A 22,296-nucleotide genomic window follows, 5' to 3' on the forward strand; every position below is an offset into this window, starting at 1 on the left:
AATAACCTGCCAGCACTGTTTTAATTCAGGCGGTTACAGGGGAGTTTTACTGTTACTGTAGTACCAACATTCAGTTCACTCTCAAACGAAATTTCCCCCTGTAGCAGATCAATATACCTTTTAACAATATGAAGGCCCAGGCCGGTGCCCTGAATATTGAATGCATTTTTAGCACGAAAGAAACTATCAAAAAGATATTCCTGATCCTCCTTAGCAATGCCGATACCCTCATCCTTAACCTTGATAACAACATCCCAATCAGCCCTGAAAATAGACACCCTGATCCGTTTTTCTACCTCCGAAAACTTTAACGCGTTGCTAAAAAGATTGATCAGGACATGTTTTAAAAGACGCTTATCTGTTGCGCAAAGAGGAGATCCTTCCAAATTTGTTTCAAATACCTGCCCTTTTTTCATTACAGTTTTTAACTCCTCTTCAACTTCAAAAACCAATTCATGAATATTGAATTGGGAAATCTGTGTTTCAACCTTTCCTTCTTCCAGTTTGCCGAATGAAAGAAAATCTTCCAAAAGGTCATTGAGGTGATGCACGGCATCCTTGATCCGGAAAACATGTTTATCACGCTGTGGCTGTTCCGTTTGTTGCTGGTACCTGCTTATGAGCGTAGCCGATGATAAGATCGTACTAAGTGGCGTCCGAAATTCATGGGATGCCATTGATACAAACCTGCTTTTAATTTCATTAAGCTCCTTTTCCTTGTTAAGTGCTTCTTCCAATTCAATTTGTGATCGTTCCAGTTCCTGCAAAGCTTCTTTAAGAATAAGTGTCCTTTCCTCTACTTTGGTTTCAAGATCAGTATTTAGTTTTCTAACATCATTGGTCACTCTTTCCAATTGTTCTTTTTGAAGCAATAGCTTACGTTCTGCTTCTTTGCGTTGGGTGATGTCGATAATAAAAGCAATAGCATACTGATCTTTCTTATCGCTGAAATGGCTTAGGCTTACTTCAACCGGAAATTCGGAAGCATCCTTCCGACGTGCATACAGATCCCTTCCCTGCCCCATTCTGCGATTGCTTGGTTTATCATAAAACTGGTTACGATAATGATGGTGGTTAGGTTGGAAACGCATGGGGATCAGGATCTCAATTGCTTGCCCCAGGAGCTCAGATTTATGATAGTTGAAAAGTCTTTCTGCTTCCGGATTAACCAGAATGATCTCTCCCTTACCATTGGTCAGGATTATACCTTCAGTTGCATGTTCAAAAAGTGCTGTAACCTGTCGCTCTTCCTTTTCAAGACTACGGTAAAGTTTTTTAAGGTAGATGACCAACATCATTGTCATGATGATGACTGTAGCCGAAAAAAGTCTTTGCAGCAATACCTGGCTTATGCTGATAGTTGAATCCTGATAGAAAAAGGATATGACTGTAAAAGCCAGGCCGGTAAATCCGAAAATCCTTGTGTAGAGATCGTCTTTCAGGAATATAGTCAATAAGATGGCAATTATATATCCTCCATCAAAAAAACTATAATCCGGTTGCTGGTACTGCATTACAGCGGTTGCCATAATAACGGCAAAACTAAAAAGTATGATCGGCAGTGGGTTCTCTTTGAACATACCGGAAAGATACTAAGTAACCCAATATTTACATCAATCGGCTGGGGAAACGAATATGGACTACCGGTTAATAGCATACCGTAATGAAACAAGGCCGGTTTCATACGGATGAGAATCAAGGAGAGTAAGTTTGATCCTTTCACTTATCCCCTGGAATAATGGTTTCCCTTTTCCCAGTAAAATGGGATGAACGGATAACCATAATTCATGAACAAGACCTAATTGCATAAGTGAAGTTGTGAGTGAGGATCCTCCATATAACCAGACATCTTTGCCGGACTGCCTTAAAATACTTTTCACTTGCTCCTCAATATTTCCCGATATTAAAATGCTTTCATCATCCAGTGATTCTAACGTATTCGAAAAGACATATTGCTTTAGTTTTGGCATACCACCTGCATCAGGCATTGATTTCACAAGATCATAAGTGAGGCGACCTATAAAAACAGCATCTACACGATCGTAAAAATCTTTAAGTCCATAATCCTGGTCGGTAAAACACCAGTCGTATTCTCCATTGGGTCCTTCAATTAATCCATCCAGTGAAACAGCAAGGCCGAGTATGACTTTACGCTGGTTTTCGAAGCTCATATGTAAAAGGGGATAAGGTTTTCCCAATCCATCTTTTTCAGACCTCCCTGTTATTACAAAACCCATATGCCTATAAAATGCTACCGCACGCTCATTCTGTTCATTTACATCAACAGAATTGGCATGTTGTTCATTCACTGCAAAAAGAAGCAATGCCTTTCCCAACCCTTTGGCCATAACCCCCGGATCCACAAATAACATCTCTATCTTATTCGGGGCTATGCCAGTAAACCCAAGAATGGTTTCATCCGCATCAGTGATAACAAATAAGTCAACCAGATCCAGGTATTCATCCCTGATAAGGGGCCGGAAATAAATAATATCCGCCTCTGAAAGAAAATGATGCGTTGCTCTTACTGATTCTTCCCATATATCAAGGATAGCATGATAATCGGTTGGCCTTGCCTTTCTGATAAGATGGTTCATAGACCTAAAATTAGTAACAATCAGCCGGTGTTAAAAGTCAATATTGAAAAACTTAAGGTACTTTTAGTAATCAGAACGAGATACCAATCAAGCCGGAATTATGTCACCCTGGAGACAACTACTAATCAGTTCAGTTATAGTAATTTTCTTATGCACAGCCTGTAAGGATAAACAGGAAAAAACCAGACCAATAATCGAAAGTATCACGGAATCGGTTTATGCTTCCGGCACCATTAAAAGCAGGAACCAGTATGAAGTTTATTCTACGGTTAGCGGTATAATAAAAGAAATAATGGTTGAGGAGGGGGATACCATTCGTAAAGGAACACCACTAATTATACTTTCCAATGATGCTGCAGAACTGAGTACCGAAAATGCAAAGCTGGCAGCTGAGTATTCTGCTGCTTCCAACAAGACTGACCGCCTGGAAGAGTTAAATGCGGGAATAGAAATTGCTGAGCGTAAATACAAAAACGATTCTACTTTATATGAACGTCAGAAAAACCTGTGGTCGGAAGGTATAGGAACTAAAAACGAATTGGATCAGAGAGAACTGGCTTCCCAAACCTCAAATAAAAATTATGAAATAGCTGTCAGGCGATACAATGAAGTAAAAAAAGAAATAGAGTTTATTGCCAAACAATCAAGGAAGAATCTACAGATCAATGCTTCATTGCAGAAAGACTTCACTATCAGAAGTGAGGTGGATGGAATGGTATTTTCAATCCTCAGGGAAAAAGGAGAAATAGTATCGCCGCAGATGCCTGTTGCAGTTATTGGCAATGCAACTGATTTCCTTTTGGAACTTGAGGTGGATGAATATGATATTGCAAGGATAAAACCTGGTCAAAAAACGCTGATCAGCCTTGATAGTTACAAGGGGAAGGTGTTTGAAGGTTATATAACAAAAATCAATCCCATTATGAATGAGCGTTCAGGCACATTCACAGTAGAAGCGGTGTTTACTAAAATGCCAGCCCAACTTTATCCAAACCTCTCCACTGAAACCAATATCATCATACAAACCCGTGAAAAAACAATGACCATACCCCGAAATTACCTGTTGGAAAATGACCAGGTAATGCTTGAAGATAAGTCAATAAAAAAAGTAGTTACTGGCTTAAAAGATTACCGGAAAGCTGAGATTATCAGCGGACTAGATACAACCGATATCATATTATTACCATCCAAATGAATGCAAAGCTCATCATAGATATTGCACTATCATTATTGATGGCCCGGTGGAAACAAACACTGGTGGCGGCCATCGGGGTCACTTTCAGTATAACGATGTTTATAACGCTCCTGGGTTTCATGAATGGCTTAAATGATATGCTGGATGCACTCATTCTTAACCGAACCGCACATGTAAGGCTCTTCACAGAAATTAAACCCAAGGCAGACCAACCCGTTTATGAACATCCGGAGTTTAAAGATAATCACAATATTCTTCATTCGATAAGGTCAGGTAATAGCAGGGAGTCTATCTATAATAGCGGTGCCATAATAAAAACATTGCAGCAGGATAACCGGGTAATTGGTATCGCTCCAAAACTAAAAGCACAGGTATTTTTCAATGAAGGCAATATCGATATTACCGGTGTTATAGATGGTATAGATGTGGAAGCAGAAGCAGCACTATTTTTTTTCAATGATTACGTGGTAAAGGGAAATGCTGCTGACATCAGGAATCTGGCCAATACTATAATACTGGGAAAAGGTTTAGCAGAAAAACTTCTTGTGGATATAGGAGATGTTGTTCAGATCACAACCGCACAGGGTGAAAGTTTCAGGCTAAAAGTTGCCGGATATTTCCAATCAGGTCTTCAGGATCTGGATAAGGTTCAGAGTTACGCTTCCATACAAACTGTTCAGAAGTTGCTGGGAAAGCCAGCCGACTATATAACAGATATTCAATTAAAGGTCAGGGATATCAATGATGCACCTGCCATGGCAAAAGAGTTCGCTACAACATTCAACATTGATTCTGAAGATATCCAGTCAGCGAATGCCCAGTTTGAAACAGGATCTTCGGTAAGGTCGCTTATATCATACGCTGTTGGGATAACGCTGCTGATTGTGGCTGGTTTTGGGATATATAATATTCTCAACATGATGATCTATGAAAAAATGGATTCAATAGCCATAATGAAAGCCACCGGATTTTCCGGTAAAGATGTGAACAGGATCTTTATGGTTATAGCATTAAGCATAGGATTTTTCGGAGGACTTACAGGCCTGGTTTTTGGATTTATAATCTCATCTATCATTGACCAGATACCATTCAATACGGCCGCACTGCCAACAATAAAAACATACCCAATTAACTATGATGCGATTTACTATGTAATCGGGTTTAGTTTTTCTATGTTCACCACATTTCTTGCGGGCTATTTTCCTGCAAGAAAAGCAAGTAAAGTAGATCCGGTGATAATTATCAGAGGAAAATAATATGAGCAACATTATACTTGAAGCCCGTAATATCTCCAAAGTTTTTACTGACCCGGTTCAGATGAATGTGCTGAATGATATTTCCTTTTCCGTGGGTAAGGGCGAATTCGTGTCTGTTGTTGGTAAGTCGGGTTGCGGAAAATCTACGCTTCTCTATATTCTCTCTACAATGGATACCGATTACCAAGGTGAATTATGGATCGATGATCAAAAAGTAACAGGCCAGAGAGAACAACAACTTGCTGCAATTAGAAATGAAAAAATTGGATTCGTTTTTCAGTTTCACTATTTATTGAATGAGTTTACCGTACTTGAAAACATAACCCTTCCCGGACGAAAATTGGGCAAGTTATCTACACAGGTACTGGAAGACAGGGCTATGAAACTGCTACGCACCCTGGGCATAGAGCATCTTTATAATAAAAAGGCAAACCGGATCTCAGGTGGGGAAAAACAAAGGGTTGCTATTGCCCGGGCGCTTATCAATGAGCCCCAGATCATTATGGGTGATGAGCCCACTGGTAATCTGGATAAAAAAAACAGTGAAATTGTCTTCGAAATTTTTCAACAACTCTCCCAGGAATTCAACCAGAGTCTTCTGATCGTTACCCATGATCCGGAATTCGCCGCACGCACATCCCGGGTAATTGAAATGGAAGACGGAAAGATCCTCAGGCAGTAAATCTGCATCTATTCATTATTTTAACATATTTTCAATTTCTTCCAAATTATAATCAGGACATCCTCCTGCTCTTGAAGCAACTAATGATCCCAGTGCACAGGCATAACTAAGCGCCTGGTCAGCATGCCAACCATGAATGCTTTTTGTGAGAAATGCAGCAAGGAATGAATCGCCGCTTCCAACGGTATCTGCAACCTTTACTTTATATCCGCGATGTTCATAAAAAACGCCGTTTGTGTTTACTATCGCACCATTTGCACCTCTTGTAACAATAAGGGTGGGAATCCAGAATTTTTCCTGCAGCAATAAAATGCGTTCCTGTATGCTGTCAATTGGTCCATACCATTCACTGATAAGGTTTAATTCATCTTCATTCATCTTTACAATATCTGCAACTGCCAATAATTCTTCCACTGTTTTAGCATTAAAATGGGGTGAACGAAGATTTATGTCGAGCACTTTATTAGTTGCCCTTTCAATTAATTTGAAGAGGGTATTATACGATTGCCTGTTTCTTGCAGCCAGGCTCCCAAACACAAAATGATCTGCATTTTTTATCAGACCTTCCATCGAATCAAACCATTGTATATTATCCCATGCAACAGGTGCACAAATTTCATACGACATCTCTCCCCTTTCATTAGGGGTGGCATTAACAATACCTGTAGGCAGTGAATCATCTCTCTGGATGAAATCAGTATTAAGGCCTTTTTCCTGGAAAATTTTTAAGAGTTCAGTACCTCTGTCATCTGAGCCCACACGTGAGATCATAGCGGGATTATTACCTAACTTTTTCAGGTGATAGGCTACATTCATTGGAGCACCTCCAGGCTTACTTCCGGTTGGCAAAAGATCCCATAAAACTTCGCCATAGCATACCACGTTAAAAGCTGCAGACATATTTTTCAGTTTGAAAGATTTTATTAATGCATAATGATAGTATGTTCCAGCTGTTCAAGTGACCTGCCTTTTGTTTCAGGCATTAGTTTCCATACGAATACAAGTTGCAGCACCATCATCAAAGCAAAGAACAGGAATGTAGTTCCTCCGCCCAGGTAAGAGGTCAGCATGGGGAATGAAAAAGCAATAATGGCTGCCATCACCCAATGGGTAAGACTGCCAAGTGTTTGACCCTTCGCTCGCACCTGGTTAGGAAAGATTTCAGAAATAAAAACCCAGATTACCGCTCCCTGGGAAAAAGCAAAAAATGCGATGTAAACCAATAATAAAATGGTTACCATCAAGCCCCCGAAATCATTCATGAAAAAGGCACGTGAAACCAATCCAAGGGTGATGATCAAACCCACTGAACCAATTAACATCAGGGTTCGCCTCCCGAACCGATCTATGAAATTCATGGCAAGCAATGTAAAGACGAAATTGACTAACCCAATTCCTACACTTGAAAGAAGAGAGGATTCTTTTTCTAATCCTGTCATCTCAAAAATCCGTGGCGCATAATATATGATTGCGTTTATACCAGACACCTGGTTAAAGATCGCAAAACTGACGGCCAGAAAAACGGGGAACCTGTGTTTAGGCGAAAACAGTTCGGCTCCCTGAACAGTCCGATCCTGCATCATATCCGCTTTTATTTCTTCAACCTCTGCTTCATACCCAGAAGGGTTTATGATCTTAAGCACTTTCGTAGCTTCATCTATTTTACCCTTCTTAACGATAAGCCATCGAGGACTTTCGGGCACCAGTCTTAACAACACCAGGAATAACAATGAAGGTATCACCTGAACCCCAAGCATCCATCTCCAGGATGAATCACCACCCTGGCCAATCATATAATTAGACAGGTAAGACACCAGAATTCCAAATACGATATTGAACTGGAATAAAGCAACGAGTTTGCCGCGTGATTTAGGAGGTGAAATTTCTGAAATATAAATGGGTGCTGTTACGGAGGAGGCACCAACCCCTATGCCACCAAGGAACCGGAAGATCATAAATATATACCAATTGGTAGCAAGCGCTGTACCAAGCGCTGAAAATAAATACAGAATTGCTATTAGTATGAGTGTATTCTTACGCCCCAGTTTTTCTGAGGGGAAGCTACTGATCAAAGCACCCAGAATGGTTCCTATCAGGGCAATGGATATAGTGAGACCATGTTGCGTATCGCTAAGCTGCCAGTATTGCTGGATTGATTGTTCAGCACCGGATATAACTGCAGTATCAAAACCAAACAGGAATCCGCCGAGTGCAACGATAATACTCCAGAGGAAAACTTTATTTCTCATATAGCAATTAGTTGATGAAAGTGATAATGCATTTAAATTAAGTATAATATCCTGAAACCACCATGAAAGATCAGCCCCTATCTTTGCAATATGCGTATAGATATCATTTCCGTTGTTCCTGAACTTCTGGAAAGTCCATTGGGTCATTCCATCATGAAACGTGCACAGAACAAAGGTTTGCTTGAAGTACAGGTCCATCATTTGCGCAAATGGGCTGTTAATGAGTATGGACAGGTTGACGATTACCAGTATGGCGGTGGTGCGGGTATGGTAATGATGTGCGAACCTTTGGCAAAAGCTATTGATGAGCTTTCTCTTGATAGAAAATACGATGCTGTTATCTATATGACACCCGATGGTGAAAGATTTGAACAGCGAACTGCCAACAGACTCTCTCTACTTGAAAACCTCGTAATCATTTGTGGCCATTATAAAGGTATTGACCAGCGGATCCGCGATGAATATGTTACAATGGAAATTTCTATTGGGGACTATGTTCTGAGCGGCGGTGAACTTGCAGCAGCCGTAGTGACCGATGCAGTTGCACGCTTATTGCCAGGAGTACTCAATGATGAAACTTCTGCACTGACCGATTCATTTCAGGATGATTTACTTGCCCCTCCCGTTTATACGAGGCCGGCCGATTTCCGGGGGCGGAAAGTGCCTGAAATATTGCTTAGTGGCGACCTTCGTAAAGTGGAAGAATGGCGTTTCGAGCAGGCTCTCCAACGAACACGTGAAAGAAGACCTGATATACTGGGGGAATAGTTTCTCTTACCTTTCATGGATGGTGCTAATTTCTGACTTCCATTCACTAACCTTATGCAGATCCTTATAAAATGCATTGGCATAAAGAGCGTAGTGCTGCCAGTACAGTGTCAGCAATTTGTTTTTTCATACTTGCAAGTGTATCCTCAACTGCCTAACTGCTGAATCTTTTTTCGGCCAGCGGCGACCTCCTTGATTCAAATCCTGCTGAATACATAGCAAAGCCTGTAGCCTGGGTAGGCATGAAACCCGATGCAAATACTCCTGTCTTTTTTATAAAACTCCTACCGTATGGCATGGCTATTGATTGTGTACAATTTTACGGTAATTTTATTTTAAATAGATGCAGGAAATGTCGTTACGCCAGTTTATCGCTTCCCGGATTCTCTTAAGGTCGTTTGATATAATTAAGGATAATGCGGTTTTAAAGTGGAAGGAGTTCGCTTCAATTTTTGGACTGGAAGATGACCTCTATTATAATCCCCGCCATCGAAAGATCACAAGGCCTGTTACAGCAATATTGATTGGCGCTGGCCATCGCGGATCGAACTATGCCTCATATTCAAAAAAATTTCCAGAAGAACTTAAGATAGTTGGTGTTGCGGATATAAATCCTGAAAAAAGAAAGAAAACCGCAAAGGCATATAATATTCCGGAACACATGATATTTAATGACTGGAGCACGGTATTTAAAATTGAAAAACTTGCTGATGCAGTCATAATCGCTACTCCAGACAACCTCCATACCGCACCATGCCTGGCGGCACTGGATGCCGGCTATGATATACTTCTTGAAAAACCGATTGCACCTTCTGAAGAAGAATGCAGGGAGATTTTGCATAAAGCCCAGGAAACAAATCGCATTGTAGGTGTTTGTCATGTTTTACGTTATTCACCATATTTCAGGGAACTCAAAACAATTCTGGATGCGGGACTTATAGGTGACATTATCAGTATACATCATATGGAGCCGATAGAACATGTTCATATGAGCCATTCTTATGTTAGAGGAAAGTGGCGAAACAGTAAAAAAGCAACGCCTATAATTCTTGCCAAATCATGTCATGATACTGATATCATTCGTTGGCTGGTAGGAAGCGAAGCACATGATGTGCATTGTTTCGGGAACTTAAGATGGTTCAAAACGGCCAATGCTCCGGAAGGGAGTACGGAAAGATGCACGGATGGATGCAAGGTTGAAAATAGTTGCGCATATTCTGCATTACAGATCTATTATAGAGACAGGAAACGACTCTATGTCTTTGATTTGCCGGAAGACAGGAGTGACTGGGATAATTCAATCCTTGAACAATTAAAGACTACCGATTATGGACGATGTGTGTTTAAAATGGATAATGATCAGCCTGATCACCTGACAGTAAATATTCTATTTGAGAATGGCGTAACTGCCGCATTTTCTATGGAAGCCCATGTTTCTTATGAAGGAAGGAGAACCCGTATAATGGGATCAAAAGGTGATATTATTGGTGATATGGAAACTTTTGTAATGACGGATTTTAAAACAAAAAAACAGGTAACCTGGTCTTTAAAGACAGATGCGCATGGAGGTGGGGATCATTTGTTGGTAAAGGATTGGGTCCAGGCAATTTCTCAGCAGGACAAGACTTTATTAAGCTCCTCCATTGAAGCCTCCGTGGAAAGTCATCTTATGGCTTTTGCTGCTGAAAGAAGTCGCCTGAACCGTACCATTGAAGATATTCGTATATAAAATATTAAGCGGGAACCTTTCTTCCTTTTTCCCTTTCCCACAAACGATGTTTTGCTATTGCATTTATGAATGCTTTTGCATTGCCGTTTGTAATCACTGCCTCATCTTGTACCACTGCTGTTACATCCAGGAAAGCGGTTGCATCCTCAGCTGTGGCTATCGCTTTGCAATGACGGTAAGCTTCATTTACAAAATGAACTGCATCAGCCTCGGCAGCTAATTTTTCCACTGACCCTTTGCCACCAGGAATATATATAGCGTCAAATACAACGGAGGTTGCAGTTAGAAAACTCATGTCAACTGCAATATCTCCTTTAGTGGACTTTACTGAGCCCAGCCGGGGAGCAATTAATTTAACCCGTGCACCACCTGCTTCAAGGCTACTTCGCATAATATCTATTGCTGACGCATCAACCCCATCTGCAATAAGAAAAGCTATCTGACGCGATTTAATCGTATTCTTAATAGTATTCGCCATACTTAAAGCTTCCGAGCGCTCAATACTGCTTTTAACTTTTGTTGGCTGGAATTTCTTTGGATCACCGTCAGCTGGAATGCTATGGTTCAAGGGCATTTCAGGTACTTTTGGAACAGGTATTCCAAGTCCTTCGGCAACTTTAGCTGCCAGAGTGCGGTCAACCTGGGTAAGTAATCCCAACATTCTTTCCCTGATGGCCGGACGCTCAACTTTCCCTAATTCAAAACGAAGCGCATCAATGATATGATTTTTCTCAGGCTCACTTTGACTATTGAAGAATAGCGTTGCCTGGCTGAAATGATCAAAGAAACTTCTGCTCCTTGCACGCACTTTTCGTGCATCAATTCTTTCGTTATAAGATACAAATCCACCTTCCGCAGCCTTTGCCTGAAATGGACAACCGTTACCAATACTGTTAGGATGGTAACTCACTTCACCTTTATTTATCATTTGCCGCATATGCCCATCACGCTGATTGTTGTGTAGGGGGGCAACGGGCCTGTTGATAGGTATTTCGTGAAAATTAGGACTACCAAGGCGGGAAAGTTGTGTGTCCGTATAAGAGAATAATCTACCCTGTAGCAAAGGATCGTTTGTGAAATCAATTCCTGGTACAAGGTGCCCAGGATGAAATGCTACCTGTTCTGTTTCTGCAAAGAAATTATCCGGATTTCTGTTCAGTGTCATTTTGCCTATGATCTTGACTGGCACCAATTCTTCAGGAATAAGTTTAGTTGGATCAAGAAGGTCAAATTCAAATTTATGTTCATCTTTTTCGGGTATGATCTGAACTCCGAGTTCCCATTCCGGAAATGCACCTGCCTCAATAGCTTCCCAAAGATCCCGGCGATGGAAATCGGGATCCTTACCAGATATTTTCTGGGCTTCATCCCATGCAACACTATGAATACCCAGTAATGGTTTCCAATGAAACTTAACAAAGAAGGCCTGGTTTGATGCATTAACAAAACGGAAGGTGTGTACACCAAAGCCTTCCATCATACGAAGACTTCTCGGTATAGCCCTGTCACTCATTGCCCACATGATCATGTGCATACTCTCGGGCATCAATGAAATAAAGTCCCAGAACGTGTCATGAGCAGAAGCTGCCTGTGGCATTTCATGATGGGGCTCAGGTTTTACAGCATGCACAAGATCAGGGAATTTCATTGCATCCTGTATAAAGAAAACTGGCATATTATTTCCTACCAGATCGTAGTTACCTTCCTCCGTATAGAATTTTACTGCAAACCCCCGCACATCACGGGCAAGATCAGTTGATCCCCTTGAGCCCGCTACTGTACTGAAACGAACAAATACTGGTGTTACAGTGCCTTTTTTCTGTAAGAATCCGGCTCGGGTAAACTGGCTCATGGATTCATACAACTCAAAAATTCCATGAGCTGCAGATCCCCGGGCATGAACAATTCTTTCAGGTATACGCTCATGATCGAAATGGGTAATTTTTTCCCTGAGAATAAAGTCTTCCAAAAGCGTTGCCCCACGCTCTCCGGCTTTTAAAGAATTCTGGTTATCGTTAATTTTCAATCCCTGGTTGGTACTCAGGAATTCATCAAGTCCTGATTCCTTGTGCTCTTCAAGTTGCTGAAGCTTGACATTGACGGGCGTCTTGCCAACTGATTTTTTCTTTGCCATGGCTGTTTGATTGAATCGTTTAAATGGTGGGATACAGATCAATCAAAAAAAGCATGCCATTCAATAGATATTAGAATCCGGATTTAATATACGACCAGCCATCTTCCTGCCTGAGTATAATTTCACCGACACCCATTTTTACAAAGCCGGCTTCCGGTATGATTTCCGTTTTGCTGATTTTTTTCTCACGGAGAGTATTTTCACATCCTACAAAGTCGATGCCCATAGCCTTGAACTTGCGGATATTGTCGAGCTGTGTAGTTTTAGCTGCCATCAGCAATTGAATGCCGTTTCCGTGTGCAACTACTTTCACCTGAACACTATCCCCCCAGCCCTCTTTGAGGTTCTTCAGATTGTTCATCAAACCTTTCCAGGCCAGGGTATCATTGCTCGAAAGCTGGATAACAACCCTGTGTTTTACAGCCTGCAAATTTTTTACCTGCGGCTCTGTTACCTGTGCTTTTAATCCGGTGCCAGCCAAACAAAGCGCAAGAACGAAAGTGGATATATATTTATTCATATTGGTAATTTACCTAAATAAGAGTTATTCTGCCGGTGTTTTTTTCTCTTCATTTCTGAACATTGAGAAAAGCAAAGCTCCCATCATGGCAAAATAAAGTGTACTATTCAATGGTTTTGAAGTGATGGCACAAGTTCCGGTTACACAACCGATGTTTACATAGTAAAGGTAACCTGCAATTCCACCAACTATTGCACCAACAATAGGAAGCCAATATTTTTTTCCAATATTCATCATAAATATTATTTATATATTAGTCTGCAAAGTTCTGTGCTTACAAGGTAGTTTTATGTGATAATAGTTACGTTGAATACAGCCGTTAAATGCTGCGGCATACTTTTTTTATGAACATTTTTAAATTTAAACTATGCGCTGGACTGGTAGACGCGAAAGCGGAAATGTAGAAGACCGCAGGGGTATGGGTGGACCGATTGCTATTGGTGGGGGTATCCTTGGAGTAATCGTTTTGTTGGTAAATATGTTCCTGGGAGGTGATGTGGATGTTTCACAACTCCCTATACCCGGACAGCAACAGACACAACCCATGAGTGAAGAGCAAAAGGCGGCTGATGATACAAAAGCGCAATTTGTTCGGGTTGTGCTGGCAGAAACGGAAGATGTGTGGAACCAAATTTTTTCTCAGGCAGGTTCTCAGTACCAGGAGCCAACATTGGTATTATTCAGCGGAGGCACACAATCAGGTTGCGGTTCGGCAACTTCAGCAAGTGGACCATTCTATTGCCCTGGTGATAATAAACTATATATAGACCTTTCTTTTTATGATGAGTTACAGCAGCGATTTGGTGCACCAGGTGATTTTGCCATGGCCTATGTGGTTTCACATGAAGTTGGTCATCATGTACAGACTTTGCTGGGTACAACGGACAAACTTGCTCAACTGAGAGGGCGCGTAAGCCAGGAGGAATACAACAAATTTTCTGTGATGTTTGAACTCCAGGCCGATTTCCTGGCAGGTGTTTGGGCACATCATACCAAAAATAAACAGCTACTTGAAGAAGGTGATTTTGAAGAAGCTATGAATGCTGCAAATGCTATTGGTGATGATAGGCTTCAGAAAGAAGGACAGGGCTATACCGTGCCTGAATCTTTTACCCACGGTACTTCGCAACAAAGAATGTATTGGTTCAAAAAAGGCTATGAAACAGGGGATGTTTCACAGGGAAATACATTCAATGATCCTCGCCTCCGGTAATTGATCAACGCTGCTAACTGAAAAAAATAATCAGTGTTGATCCGGCGATCATAATAATGGCTCCAAATAATTTTCGGCCAATTGCTGTTTCCTGAAATATACTATAGCCAAGGAAAATACTGACTATGGTGGAAAGTTGAAACAATGCCAGACCATAGGCCACAGGCATATTAGCCAGTACATAGTTTGTAGTCAATTGCATGATACCCATGCACAGTATAAGCAGGCCAAAATTACCTCCATCGCTTAGGGTCAGTGTGCGCCATGCACCATATAATGATACCCGGTTTATTCCCAGGAGTACCAATGAAAATACTGTTCCAAAAACACACCATGAAATAAATGCAATAACCGGGTTGGATTCTATAATGACGTTTTTAATAAATACTGCTTCGATTGCAGTTAGTATCATTGCCCACAGTCTGTATTGAATATCCTTTCTTTTCAGAAGCGCCCAGCTGAATCGTTCTTCGAGTGTATCCAGAACAAAATAGCTTCCACCTATGATCAGCAACATGCCTGCAAGCCCCCATATACCCGGAATTTCCTTTAAAATGAAAATTCCAGCTATTAATCCCACTACAGATTTATAGGCATTAACCGGTCCGAGTACAGAGAGGTCACCACTTTCCAATGCCTTTACAAGGAACCCATTTCCGATAGCGCCGGCTATTCCTCCCAGCAAAGAATAAATCCAGAATGAACCAGATAAATTCCCGAAATCAATTCCTCTTATAAAAAACAGGCTTGTTAAAGCAAGTAGCAGGTAGGTTATAAAATTTATTACAAGCGGATGCTTCCCATTTTGCGTGAGCTTTTTCTGAAAAACATTGCCAAGTGGATTAGAAATGATCCTGGCAATAACGGCTATGGTTGTAATTAGTATCATCCCAGCGCCACATCGAGAATCATCATGACCACAAAGCCGCCGATGAACCCCAGCACTGCAACGTCGGTATATTTATCACGTTGTGTTTCCGGAATTACTTCTTCCACAACAACATAGATCATTGCTCCTGCTGCAAATGCAAGCGCATAGGGTAATACTGGTTCCATATGAATAACTGCATAAGCGCCAAGCACACCTGCAACAGGTTCAACAATTGCAGATAGTTGTCCATACCAAAAACTCTTAAACCGACCCACACCATGCCTGCGCAATGGCATAGAAACGGCTAGTCCTTCGGGAAAATTCTGAAGTCCGATGCCGATAGCAAGGGCAATTGCGGCCGCGGTTGTATGTTCCCCCACTCCCAGTGAAGCTGCACCAAACAAAACTCCTACAGCAAGCCCCTCCGGAATATTATGAAGGGTTATAGCAAGTAACAGCAAAGTGGTCTTATGCCATTTCGTTTTCATCCCTTCCGACTCGTCATCGCCAAAATTTATATGCAGGTGAGGCATGAATTTATCAAGACTGAAAATAAAAAGCGCCCCCGCAAGAAATCCAACCGCTGCGGGCATCCAGGGAAAATCAGGATATAATTTCTCTGAGTGTTCAATACTCGGTGCAAGCAGTGACCAGAAGCTTGCGGCTACCATAACGCCACCCGTAAAGCCCAGCATGGCATCAAAAACACTTCGGCGAACGGTGGAAAAGAAAAATACGAGAGAGGCTCCCGCTGCTGTAACTAACCAGGTGAAAGTAGTGGCAATAAGTGCTGCTTTCACCGGACCGATCTCAGATAAAAACTTTTCTAGCTGCTCCATTAAGGATAAAAATACTTAATCTTTGGTTCCCTTATACGTGCCTGTTGATTTTGAATCATTCTCCGGGATGATATTGTCGCTCAACCGCCTTCAAAACATCCTCTTTATAAAACAATACATCGCGAAACGTTCCGGTGCTATATAATGTCGCCTGGTCTTTAAAATGTTTTGAAGCCGGATCACCGCTCTGCCCACCTGCCAACAGTGCTTTCGCTTTAACCTTTGTCCCAAATTCCACAGCACAAACAAAACTATTGCCATGAACCCCATATCTTTTATTGGTGCCCGGAAAAGTTCTGCTGGTATAAGAAGGTAACATACCCCAGGTACCGGAAGCAAAGCCTACCGGCAAACTGGGCTTGTCATCTTTGTAATAGGGCTGTAGTGAGCCAGTTAGCCTTTGAAAGCGGTTGATTTCGCCCCAGGGGAGCTGCCATTTTCCAAACCGGGCCTGTAGATCAAGAACTGTCTGCAATAGAGGTTGCAGTAATTCCAGCGGTTTTGCAGAGGCAACAAAATGAGATGTCTTCTCAACCTGATCAAGTTCTTCATCCTCTACAATTTTTGTCTGGAGAATAATTGGCAATAATTTTTGTCCCCATTCTACAGCAAGAGTAGTTGCGATAGAAGCTTCATTACTTTTATAATCCCAGTTTTTGAGAACAGCAATGGGTCCGGCCAGCCACGCAAACAGCGTATCATTTGGTTGAATAGTATGCTCAAATGCTTTAACTACAGCTGGAACTAAAACTTCAAAGGCAGAAAGCCTTGTATCATAACCTGCTGTAATAATTTTATCAAGCGTGAATTTTTTCTCCTCTGATAAAACTCTAACGGCATTGATACCCCGAAAATTTTCACCATCCGGTGCCATGTAAACCGGGAAACCGCCTGGGCTTGGACTATCATCACCGGCTACCCGGAAAGGAGTTGAATTACAATTCTGGAGCCAGCCGTTGCGTGGATTTATAACATGAAGGGTTTGATTGATCTCATGTAAGCCCTTCCACTCAGATGCTTTCGTAGAACCATCAACTGGTTTCGTCCAGTTAAATGCTGTATCACGCTTCGGGATACGGTTACCATGCCAGTAACCTATATTGCCATCGGCATCAGCATATACAGTATTATTGGAAATATTTCCTTTTAAAGCAAGAGTACTTTCAAATTCCTTTAAACCTTTTGCCTTCGTTCTTTTCCAACACTGGATCAAACCATTCAACAGTCGATTATCTGCTTTCATGCTAAGAAACTCACCATTCCGTACTGCCATAAGTGGACCATGATGGGTAAACTTTGCCTGAATAGTTGTGATTATAATACCACCTGAAGTTTTATAGCTGAGCCTGATTGGCTTTTGACGAACAGGTATTTTTTTTCCATCATAACGGTAATACCATTTGTTATTCTGGATTTCAATTTTTTCAATATAACTATCTGCAGCATCAACATAGCTCGATGTGTGCATCCAACCACATTTTTCATTGAAACCCTGGTATATAAAAAACTGACCCCATGTAACAGCACCGTAGGCATTCAAACCTTCTTCACTAACCATATGTACTTCGGGTCGGAAATAAAAACTAACATGGGGATTGATATAAAGAATAGCATTTTTTGAAGCGGAAATAGCCGGACCAATAGCAAAACCATTTGAGCCAGTGGGTAGAGGTTCAATGAATGAGGTAGTATTTGTGAGTGATGATTGCCCGCTATAAAATTCCTTCAATTCACTCATCCTTATATCTGCAGTGCTGATAGCTCCAATACTACCATCTGTCCACAGCATCGGATACCAGGGTTGAAAACGCTGAAGCAAAGCCGGTTTCACGGAAGGGTTTTTATAGAGATAATAATTGATGCCATCGGCAAAAGCATTACACAGATTCTTAAGCCACACAGGAGCCCTTTGATAATCTTTGATAGCCTCAGCAGAATCTATTACCAATCGAATGAGCAGATCGTTGTAAAGGTCATCTTTGCCATTTACCTCAGAAAGGCGACCCAATTTCTCAATATAATTTGCCTCAACTCTGCTAAAATCATCTTCGCATTGCGCATAAAGCAAACCGAAAACAGCATCTGCATCTGTTTTACCATAAATGTGGGGAATGCCCCAGTTATCGCGAATGATATTGATCCGCTTTGCCTGGTTCTCCCAGCTTCTTATCTCTTTGGAAGAAAAGGGCTGTGCTATCAGGTTAATAGGCAGGAGAAAAAAGAACACTATTAATCGCATAAATTTTTTATTAGCCAATCACAAAAGATCAGTATAGATTGTAGATTACAAATTATCATGAATATAAAGTGCAGCAGCGCCCAGGAGAGCACTGTTACTAAGGGCAGATATATCCACTTTTAATTCCAATATAGTTTTTTTATACGCAAATGTTTTGATCTGCTCCCACATACTGTTTTTAAAGTAAGGCCATGCTTCACTAACCGACCCACCCAGAACAATTTTATCTGTATCAAGGGTATATAATATGGTCTTAATAGCGTTTCCAAGATGCTTTCCAAATACCCTATACATTTCCAGAGCAGAATCATCACCCTCAACCGCAAGTTTAAAAACGGTTAACCCATCAATATCATAAACATGTTGGAAAAACTGTCCGCTTGCATAGTACTCAATATTATGTTCCAGGTAATCGATCATTCCGAATTCACCTGCCCCACAATGTTTGCCGGAATGCAATTTTCCATTGATGATAATACCCGCACCCAGCCCTGTTCCTATTGACAGACCCACCATGGAACCTTGTCTTTTACCGGTACCGAAATGATACTCACCTAAAGCAAAACAATTTGCATCATTATTAATTCTTACTGGAATCCGGTACCTGTCTTCCATTAATGCCTGTAAAGGAATTTCCTGTAAGGAAGGAATATTCACAACATCAAACACCATTCCCTGGGAAACATCAACAAGTCCGGGCACCCCAATACCTATAGATTGAATTTGATCATTATAAAAGCGGTCTGTAACAGAGAACAGCTGCTCGATAACTTCCTGTTGCGATCCGCCCGCTTTTGTTGACTCAGTATACAAGTCAAGAAGTTGAGGGCCATCAACCAATCCGACGCGCACATTTGTGCCTCCGAGATCAATGCCAATATGCTGGGTGGATGCCATCAGTTTGTTGTATGTTGATGGGTAAGGAAGGATGCAGCATCCCTATCAAGGTAAATACGAATAGATGGATGTTGAAGTATCAAACTGGCTGGTATTTGTGGTGATGCCGGTTCCTCCAGCATACGTTTTACTACAGCTGCTTTTTTAAGCCCATTTACAAGGAGAAAAATACTTTTAGATTCCATTATTGTGCCTATCCCGAGCGTGAGACCACCCTCCAGTTCTTTGGCTTCGCTGAAATATTTCTGTCCTGTTTGAACAGTTAAAGGATCGAGTGTGACCACGCGACTTCTCGAATCAGCATTCGAACCGGGCTCATTCATGCCAACATGGCCATTCAATCCCAATCCCAGAATAGTCACGTCAATACCGCCTTTATCAATGATATAATTTTCAGTAACCACACATTCATGATCAGGGTCAGCCGCACGGCCATCAAAGAAACAGATCTTAGCGGCATTAATATTAAGCGGATCAAACAGCTGGCGATTTAAATGGTATCTGCAACTACCCTCGTCTTTTCCATTCATTCCCAACCACTCATCCAGTCCAACGAAATTCCATTCATCAATATTCAAAAACTTATTATTAACCTGCGAAATGAGTGAGGCATACATTCCTGCCGGACTATCACCGGATGCAACGCAGATAAGAGGTTGTGGGCGTGATGACATGCATTCTGCAAGGTGCGTTGCTGCAAGCCCAGCCTGCTGTTGGTAGTTATCTGATATATAAACCTGCATCTTGCTTATTTAATATGTTGAGGATGATGCCAGAGATCAATTGGTCTTTCTACTTTCGGACTAAAGGGCAGCATTATTTTCCTTCCCTCTGCAGCTGAAGCATAGGCAGCGTTAATGATCTCCAATACTGCCCTTCCATCCTCGCCAGTTACAAGAGGTTCTTTATTTTGTTGAATGCAATCAATAAAATGTTTCAGTTCATGCGGGTATCCCTGGTTGAAAACTTCTTCAAAAATGGTAAAGCTCCACCCGATGGTGGTATCAGCTTTTTCCATAGCATAGCCATATCCGTTTTTAGAATAGGACACAGCGGCATTGCCCATGAATAGATCTGCATACACCACGCCTCCGGTGCCATAAACCTCACAGCGATCATCCATTCCCCCATGCTTGGCCCAACTGTTCTCCGCAACGCCAATAACACCATTTTCAAACTCAACGATAACAACGGAGTTGTCTTCGCAATCAGTTTTATCTTTATGGTAAACGGTTGCCATGCTAGCATATACACTAACGGCACGTGCATTGTTTAGCATCCAGCGAAACCATGCAATGGCATGGCAGCCCATATCCATAAGAACCCCGCCTCCTGAAAGCTTCTTATCATAAAACCAGGCTGAATGCGGACCAGAATGTTTCTCACCCTGTTTAAGCATATAGATATCTCCCACTCCACCTTCCTTTACCATTTGTCTTACCCGTTCATATTTAGGAGCAAAGCAAAGTTCTTCCGCATACATGAGTTTTACACCTGCAGCTTTGCACGCGGCAATCATCGCATCAGCCTCTTCAAGCGTTAACGCCAGGGGTTTTTCAATGATAATATGCTTACCAGCATCAGCAGCTTTCAATGTAACACTGGCATGCAGAAAATTAGGAAGGCAGATATCAACCACTTCACATCCCGATTCAGATAAGATAGCATCGATATCATCATACCAGGCTGGAATATTATGTTTTTCTGCAAAGGCTTTTGCTTTAGCCGCGTCGCGAGCATACACTGCAACTACTTCTGCTTCCGGTATGAACCGATGATAACTCTCGAAATGAATATCTGATATAAAACCTGCTCCAAGGATGGCAACCTTCGTTTTAAGCATCTTTTTATTTTAAATATCCGTAAAAATGTTATGCAAAATCCTGAATAGTAATTTATTGCAACATGATCTTTCTCCCTTCCCGGGCGCTTTTTTTAGCGGCTTCGAGGATCTCCATAACAATCATATTGTTCTCCAGGGAAGAAGGATCATAAGGCGGGATTCGAATGCTTCCCCTTACCACTCCTGCGAAATATGCAAAGGGATCATCAAAGGGGGCAGCCAGAGGCGGAAGAGCAGATCTTCTTTCAAGTGTATCTGGTTTGAAGCGAAATCGAAGATCAGCCTTGTTGTCTGAAAACACATAACCTGTTTCTCCATAAACTTCCATGTCTTTCCTGGAGAATGGCCAGTTCCAGGATGCCTGTATCACGGCCTGCATCCCTGGAAATTGGACAAGTATGGTGGCATCATCATCAACATTTGGATAAATATGCGGCTTAAACTGGCGGGTGATGGCCAGTACTGATTCAGGACGCTGCCCGGCCATTAGCCATGTAACAAGGTTAGCTCCATAACATCCGAAATCCATCAGCGCTCCCCCACCATTGGCCACCGGATCGGTAAGCCAGTGGAGGAACTCCTTGTTAACACCGATCTCCTTTGGCCCCTCATGGCCATCGTGCACCACCATTTTCCGAATCCTCCCGATTGAACTGTCTTTTGTTACCAGGTCAAATGTTTTGTGATTGGTGGAATACCAGGTTGTTTCATAGTTCGTAAGCAGGTGGATCTTATGTTTCTCAGCAAGCTCTTTCATCTGCAAAGCATGGTCAAGACTCACAGCAAGAGGTTTCTCCACCATCACATGCACGCCTGCCGGGGCACAATTCTGAACAACAGCGAGGTGTTCCTCGATGGAACCAAAGGCAGCCACTGCCTCCGGCTTTGTTTTTTGCAACATTTCTGGCAGCGAGTTATATACCAGTCGCATATCCATTTTATACTGAGTGAGATAACGTTTCGCGAGCTCACGGTTTGACTCGGAAATGCCAACGATCTCAACCTCACCCCGCGCGGCGCTTCCCAGCAACCAATGAACATGGGTATGTGTGAGGCCTGCAATACCAATTCTCAGAGGCTTCCCTTTTTGGGCAAAAACTGGCTGAACTAACAGTAGCAGCAATGCAATTCTTATGATTCTCAACATGACAGATTGAATTAGAACAAATAATGATAGAAAGATAAATCCAAAAAACAAATGGTAGTTAGTTTTTTCAAGGTTATGACCGATATTATAAATAATAGTCAAAATAAAACGCATCCA

21 protein-coding genes are annotated in these 22,296 nt (G+C 41.8%); 6 read left to right on the forward strand and 15 right to left on the reverse strand.

Annotation, left to right across the window (positions count from 1 at the left end; translation table 11 throughout):
* Positions 1-20: 20 nt before the first annotated feature.
* Together HY58_RS11295 and HY58_RS19880 are read right to left on the reverse strand one after the other, a co-directional pair.
* Positions 21-1,580 carry a PAS domain-containing sensor histidine kinase gene (locus HY58_RS11295; protein ID WP_253271551.1) on the reverse strand — a complete coding sequence of 520 codons (1,560 nt, stop codon included), beginning with the start codon at positions 1,578-1,580 and terminating at the stop codon, positions 21-23.
* 60 nt (positions 1,581-1,640) lie between these two features.
* Positions 1,641-2,597 carry a GNAT family N-acetyltransferase gene (locus tag HY58_RS19880; RefSeq protein ID WP_156123659.1) on the reverse strand — a complete coding sequence of 319 codons (957 nt, stop codon included), beginning with the start codon at positions 2,595-2,597 and terminating at the stop codon, positions 1,641-1,643.
* A gap of 100 nt (positions 2,598-2,697) precedes the next feature.
* On the opposite strand from HY58_RS19880, the gene HY58_RS11310 reads away from it, so the two are divergent.
* The 3 genes from HY58_RS11310 to HY58_RS11320 are packed head-to-tail and all read left to right on the forward strand — an operon-like array spanning position 2,698 to position 5,730.
* On the forward strand, positions 2,698-3,792 hold the full coding sequence (locus HY58_RS11310; RefSeq protein ID WP_039131821.1) for an efflux RND transporter periplasmic adaptor subunit: 1,095 nt from the start codon (positions 2,698-2,700) through the stop codon (positions 3,790-3,792).
* On the forward strand, positions 3,789-5,048 hold the full coding sequence (locus tag HY58_RS11315; RefSeq protein WP_039131824.1) for an FtsX-like permease family protein: 1,260 nt from the start codon (positions 3,789-3,791) through the stop codon (positions 5,046-5,048). The genes HY58_RS11310 and HY58_RS11315 overlap by 4 nt, the downstream gene beginning before the upstream one ends.
* Before the next feature lies 1 nt (position 5,049).
* Positions 5,050-5,730, forward strand: coding sequence for an ABC transporter ATP-binding protein (locus HY58_RS11320; RefSeq protein ID WP_039131825.1), 681 nt, complete (start codon positions 5,050-5,052; stop codon positions 5,728-5,730).
* A gap of 15 nt (positions 5,731-5,745) precedes the next feature.
* Here HY58_RS11320 and HY58_RS11325 read toward each other — a convergent pair whose 3' ends face one another.
* The gene (locus HY58_RS11325; RefSeq protein ID WP_039131827.1) at positions 5,746-6,630 is read right to left on the reverse strand and encodes a carbohydrate kinase; all 885 of its coding nucleotides are present in this window, start codon (positions 6,628-6,630) and stop codon (positions 5,746-5,748) included.
* A 23-nt stretch (positions 6,631-6,653) separates the two neighbouring features.
* On the reverse strand, positions 6,654-7,979 hold the full coding sequence (locus tag HY58_RS11330) for a sugar porter family MFS transporter (RefSeq protein ID WP_039132104.1): 1,326 nt from the start codon (positions 7,977-7,979) through the stop codon (positions 6,654-6,656).
* A gap of 90 nt (positions 7,980-8,069) precedes the next feature.
* Here HY58_RS11330 and trmD point away from each other — a divergent pair, with 90 nt between their 5' ends.
* On the forward strand, positions 8,070-8,747 hold the full coding sequence (gene trmD / locus HY58_RS11335; RefSeq protein ID WP_039131829.1) for a tRNA (guanosine(37)-N1)-methyltransferase TrmD: 678 nt from the start codon (positions 8,070-8,072) through the stop codon (positions 8,745-8,747).
* Positions 8,748-8,901: 154 nt separating this feature from the next.
* Here the strand turns inward: trmD and HY58_RS19505 are convergent, their stop codons facing one another.
* A complete protein-coding gene (locus HY58_RS19505) occupies positions 8,902-9,045 on the reverse strand; it encodes a hypothetical protein (protein WP_156123660.1) in 144 nt (47 codons plus the stop codon).
* A 54-nt stretch (positions 9,046-9,099) separates the two neighbouring features.
* Here HY58_RS19505 and HY58_RS11340 point away from each other — a divergent pair, with 54 nt between their 5' ends.
* Positions 9,100-10,476: a Gfo/Idh/MocA family protein gene (locus tag HY58_RS11340; protein ID WP_082022153.1), complete on the forward strand. Its 1,377-nt coding sequence runs from the start codon at positions 9,100-9,102 to the stop codon at positions 10,474-10,476.
* A 4-nt stretch (positions 10,477-10,480) separates the two neighbouring features.
* On the opposite strand, the gene HY58_RS11345 is transcribed toward HY58_RS11340, so the two are convergent.
* The 3 genes from HY58_RS11345 to HY58_RS11355 all read right to left on the reverse strand — a co-directional run bounded on the left by HY58_RS11345 (position 10,481) and on the right by HY58_RS11355 (position 13,367).
* Positions 10,481-12,610, reverse strand: a complete 2,130-nt coding sequence (locus HY58_RS11345) for a catalase (protein WP_039131831.1) — start codon at positions 12,608-12,610, stop codon at positions 10,481-10,483.
* Positions 12,611-12,680: 70 nt separating this feature from the next.
* Positions 12,681-13,130 carry a DsrE family protein gene (locus HY58_RS11350; protein ID WP_052324063.1) on the reverse strand — a complete coding sequence of 150 codons (450 nt, stop codon included), beginning with the start codon at positions 13,128-13,130 and terminating at the stop codon, positions 12,681-12,683.
* A 24-nt stretch (positions 13,131-13,154) separates the two neighbouring features.
* Positions 13,155-13,367: a hypothetical protein gene (locus HY58_RS11355; protein ID WP_039131832.1), complete on the reverse strand. Its 213-nt coding sequence runs from the start codon at positions 13,365-13,367 to the stop codon at positions 13,155-13,157.
* A 130-nt stretch (positions 13,368-13,497) separates the two neighbouring features.
* On the opposite strand from HY58_RS11355, the gene HY58_RS11360 reads away from it, so the two are divergent.
* On the forward strand, positions 13,498-14,343 hold the full coding sequence (locus HY58_RS11360; protein WP_039131835.1) for a neutral zinc metallopeptidase: 846 nt from the start codon (positions 13,498-13,500) through the stop codon (positions 14,341-14,343).
* A 13-nt stretch (positions 14,344-14,356) separates the two neighbouring features.
* Here the strand turns inward: HY58_RS11360 and HY58_RS11365 are convergent, their stop codons facing one another.
* Genes HY58_RS11365 through HY58_RS11395 form a run of 7 tightly spaced genes read right to left on the reverse strand, consistent with a single transcriptional unit; the run spans position 14,357 to position 22,179 of the window.
* Positions 14,357-15,232, reverse strand: coding sequence for a DMT family transporter (locus HY58_RS11365; RefSeq protein WP_039131837.1), 876 nt, complete (start codon positions 15,230-15,232; stop codon positions 14,357-14,359).
* The gene (locus HY58_RS11370; protein WP_039131840.1) at positions 15,229-16,053 is read right to left on the reverse strand and encodes a ZIP family metal transporter; all 825 of its coding nucleotides are present in this window, start codon (positions 16,051-16,053) and stop codon (positions 15,229-15,231) included. The genes HY58_RS11365 and HY58_RS11370 overlap by 4 nt, the downstream gene beginning before the upstream one ends.
* 55 nt (positions 16,054-16,108) lie before the next feature.
* Positions 16,109-18,292, reverse strand: coding sequence for a penicillin acylase family protein (locus tag HY58_RS11375; RefSeq protein ID WP_039131842.1), 2,184 nt, complete (start codon positions 18,290-18,292; stop codon positions 16,109-16,111).
* 45 nt (positions 18,293-18,337) lie between these two features.
* On the reverse strand, positions 18,338-19,189 hold the full coding sequence (locus HY58_RS11380) for an ROK family protein (RefSeq protein WP_039131845.1): 852 nt from the start codon (positions 19,187-19,189) through the stop codon (positions 18,338-18,340).
* Positions 19,189-19,932, reverse strand: coding sequence for a glucosamine-6-phosphate deaminase (locus HY58_RS11385; protein ID WP_052324064.1), 744 nt, complete (start codon positions 19,930-19,932; stop codon positions 19,189-19,191). Before HY58_RS11385 ends, HY58_RS11380 begins: the two co-directional genes overlap by 1 nt.
* A gap of 5 nt (positions 19,933-19,937) precedes the next feature.
* A complete protein-coding gene (locus tag HY58_RS11390) occupies positions 19,938-21,032 on the reverse strand; it encodes a Gfo/Idh/MocA family protein (protein ID WP_052324065.1) in 1,095 nt (364 codons plus the stop codon).
* A 52-nt stretch (positions 21,033-21,084) separates the two neighbouring features.
* Positions 21,085-22,179, reverse strand: coding sequence for a Gfo/Idh/MocA family protein (locus HY58_RS11395; protein ID WP_039131847.1), 1,095 nt, complete (start codon positions 22,177-22,179; stop codon positions 21,085-21,087).
* Positions 22,180-22,296 lie beyond the last annotated feature (117 nt).

The organism is Flavihumibacter sp. ZG627 (genome assembly GCF_000814325.1).
In the GTDB taxonomy this organism is placed as follows: domain Bacteria; phylum Bacteroidota; class Bacteroidia; order Chitinophagales; family Chitinophagaceae; genus Flavihumibacter.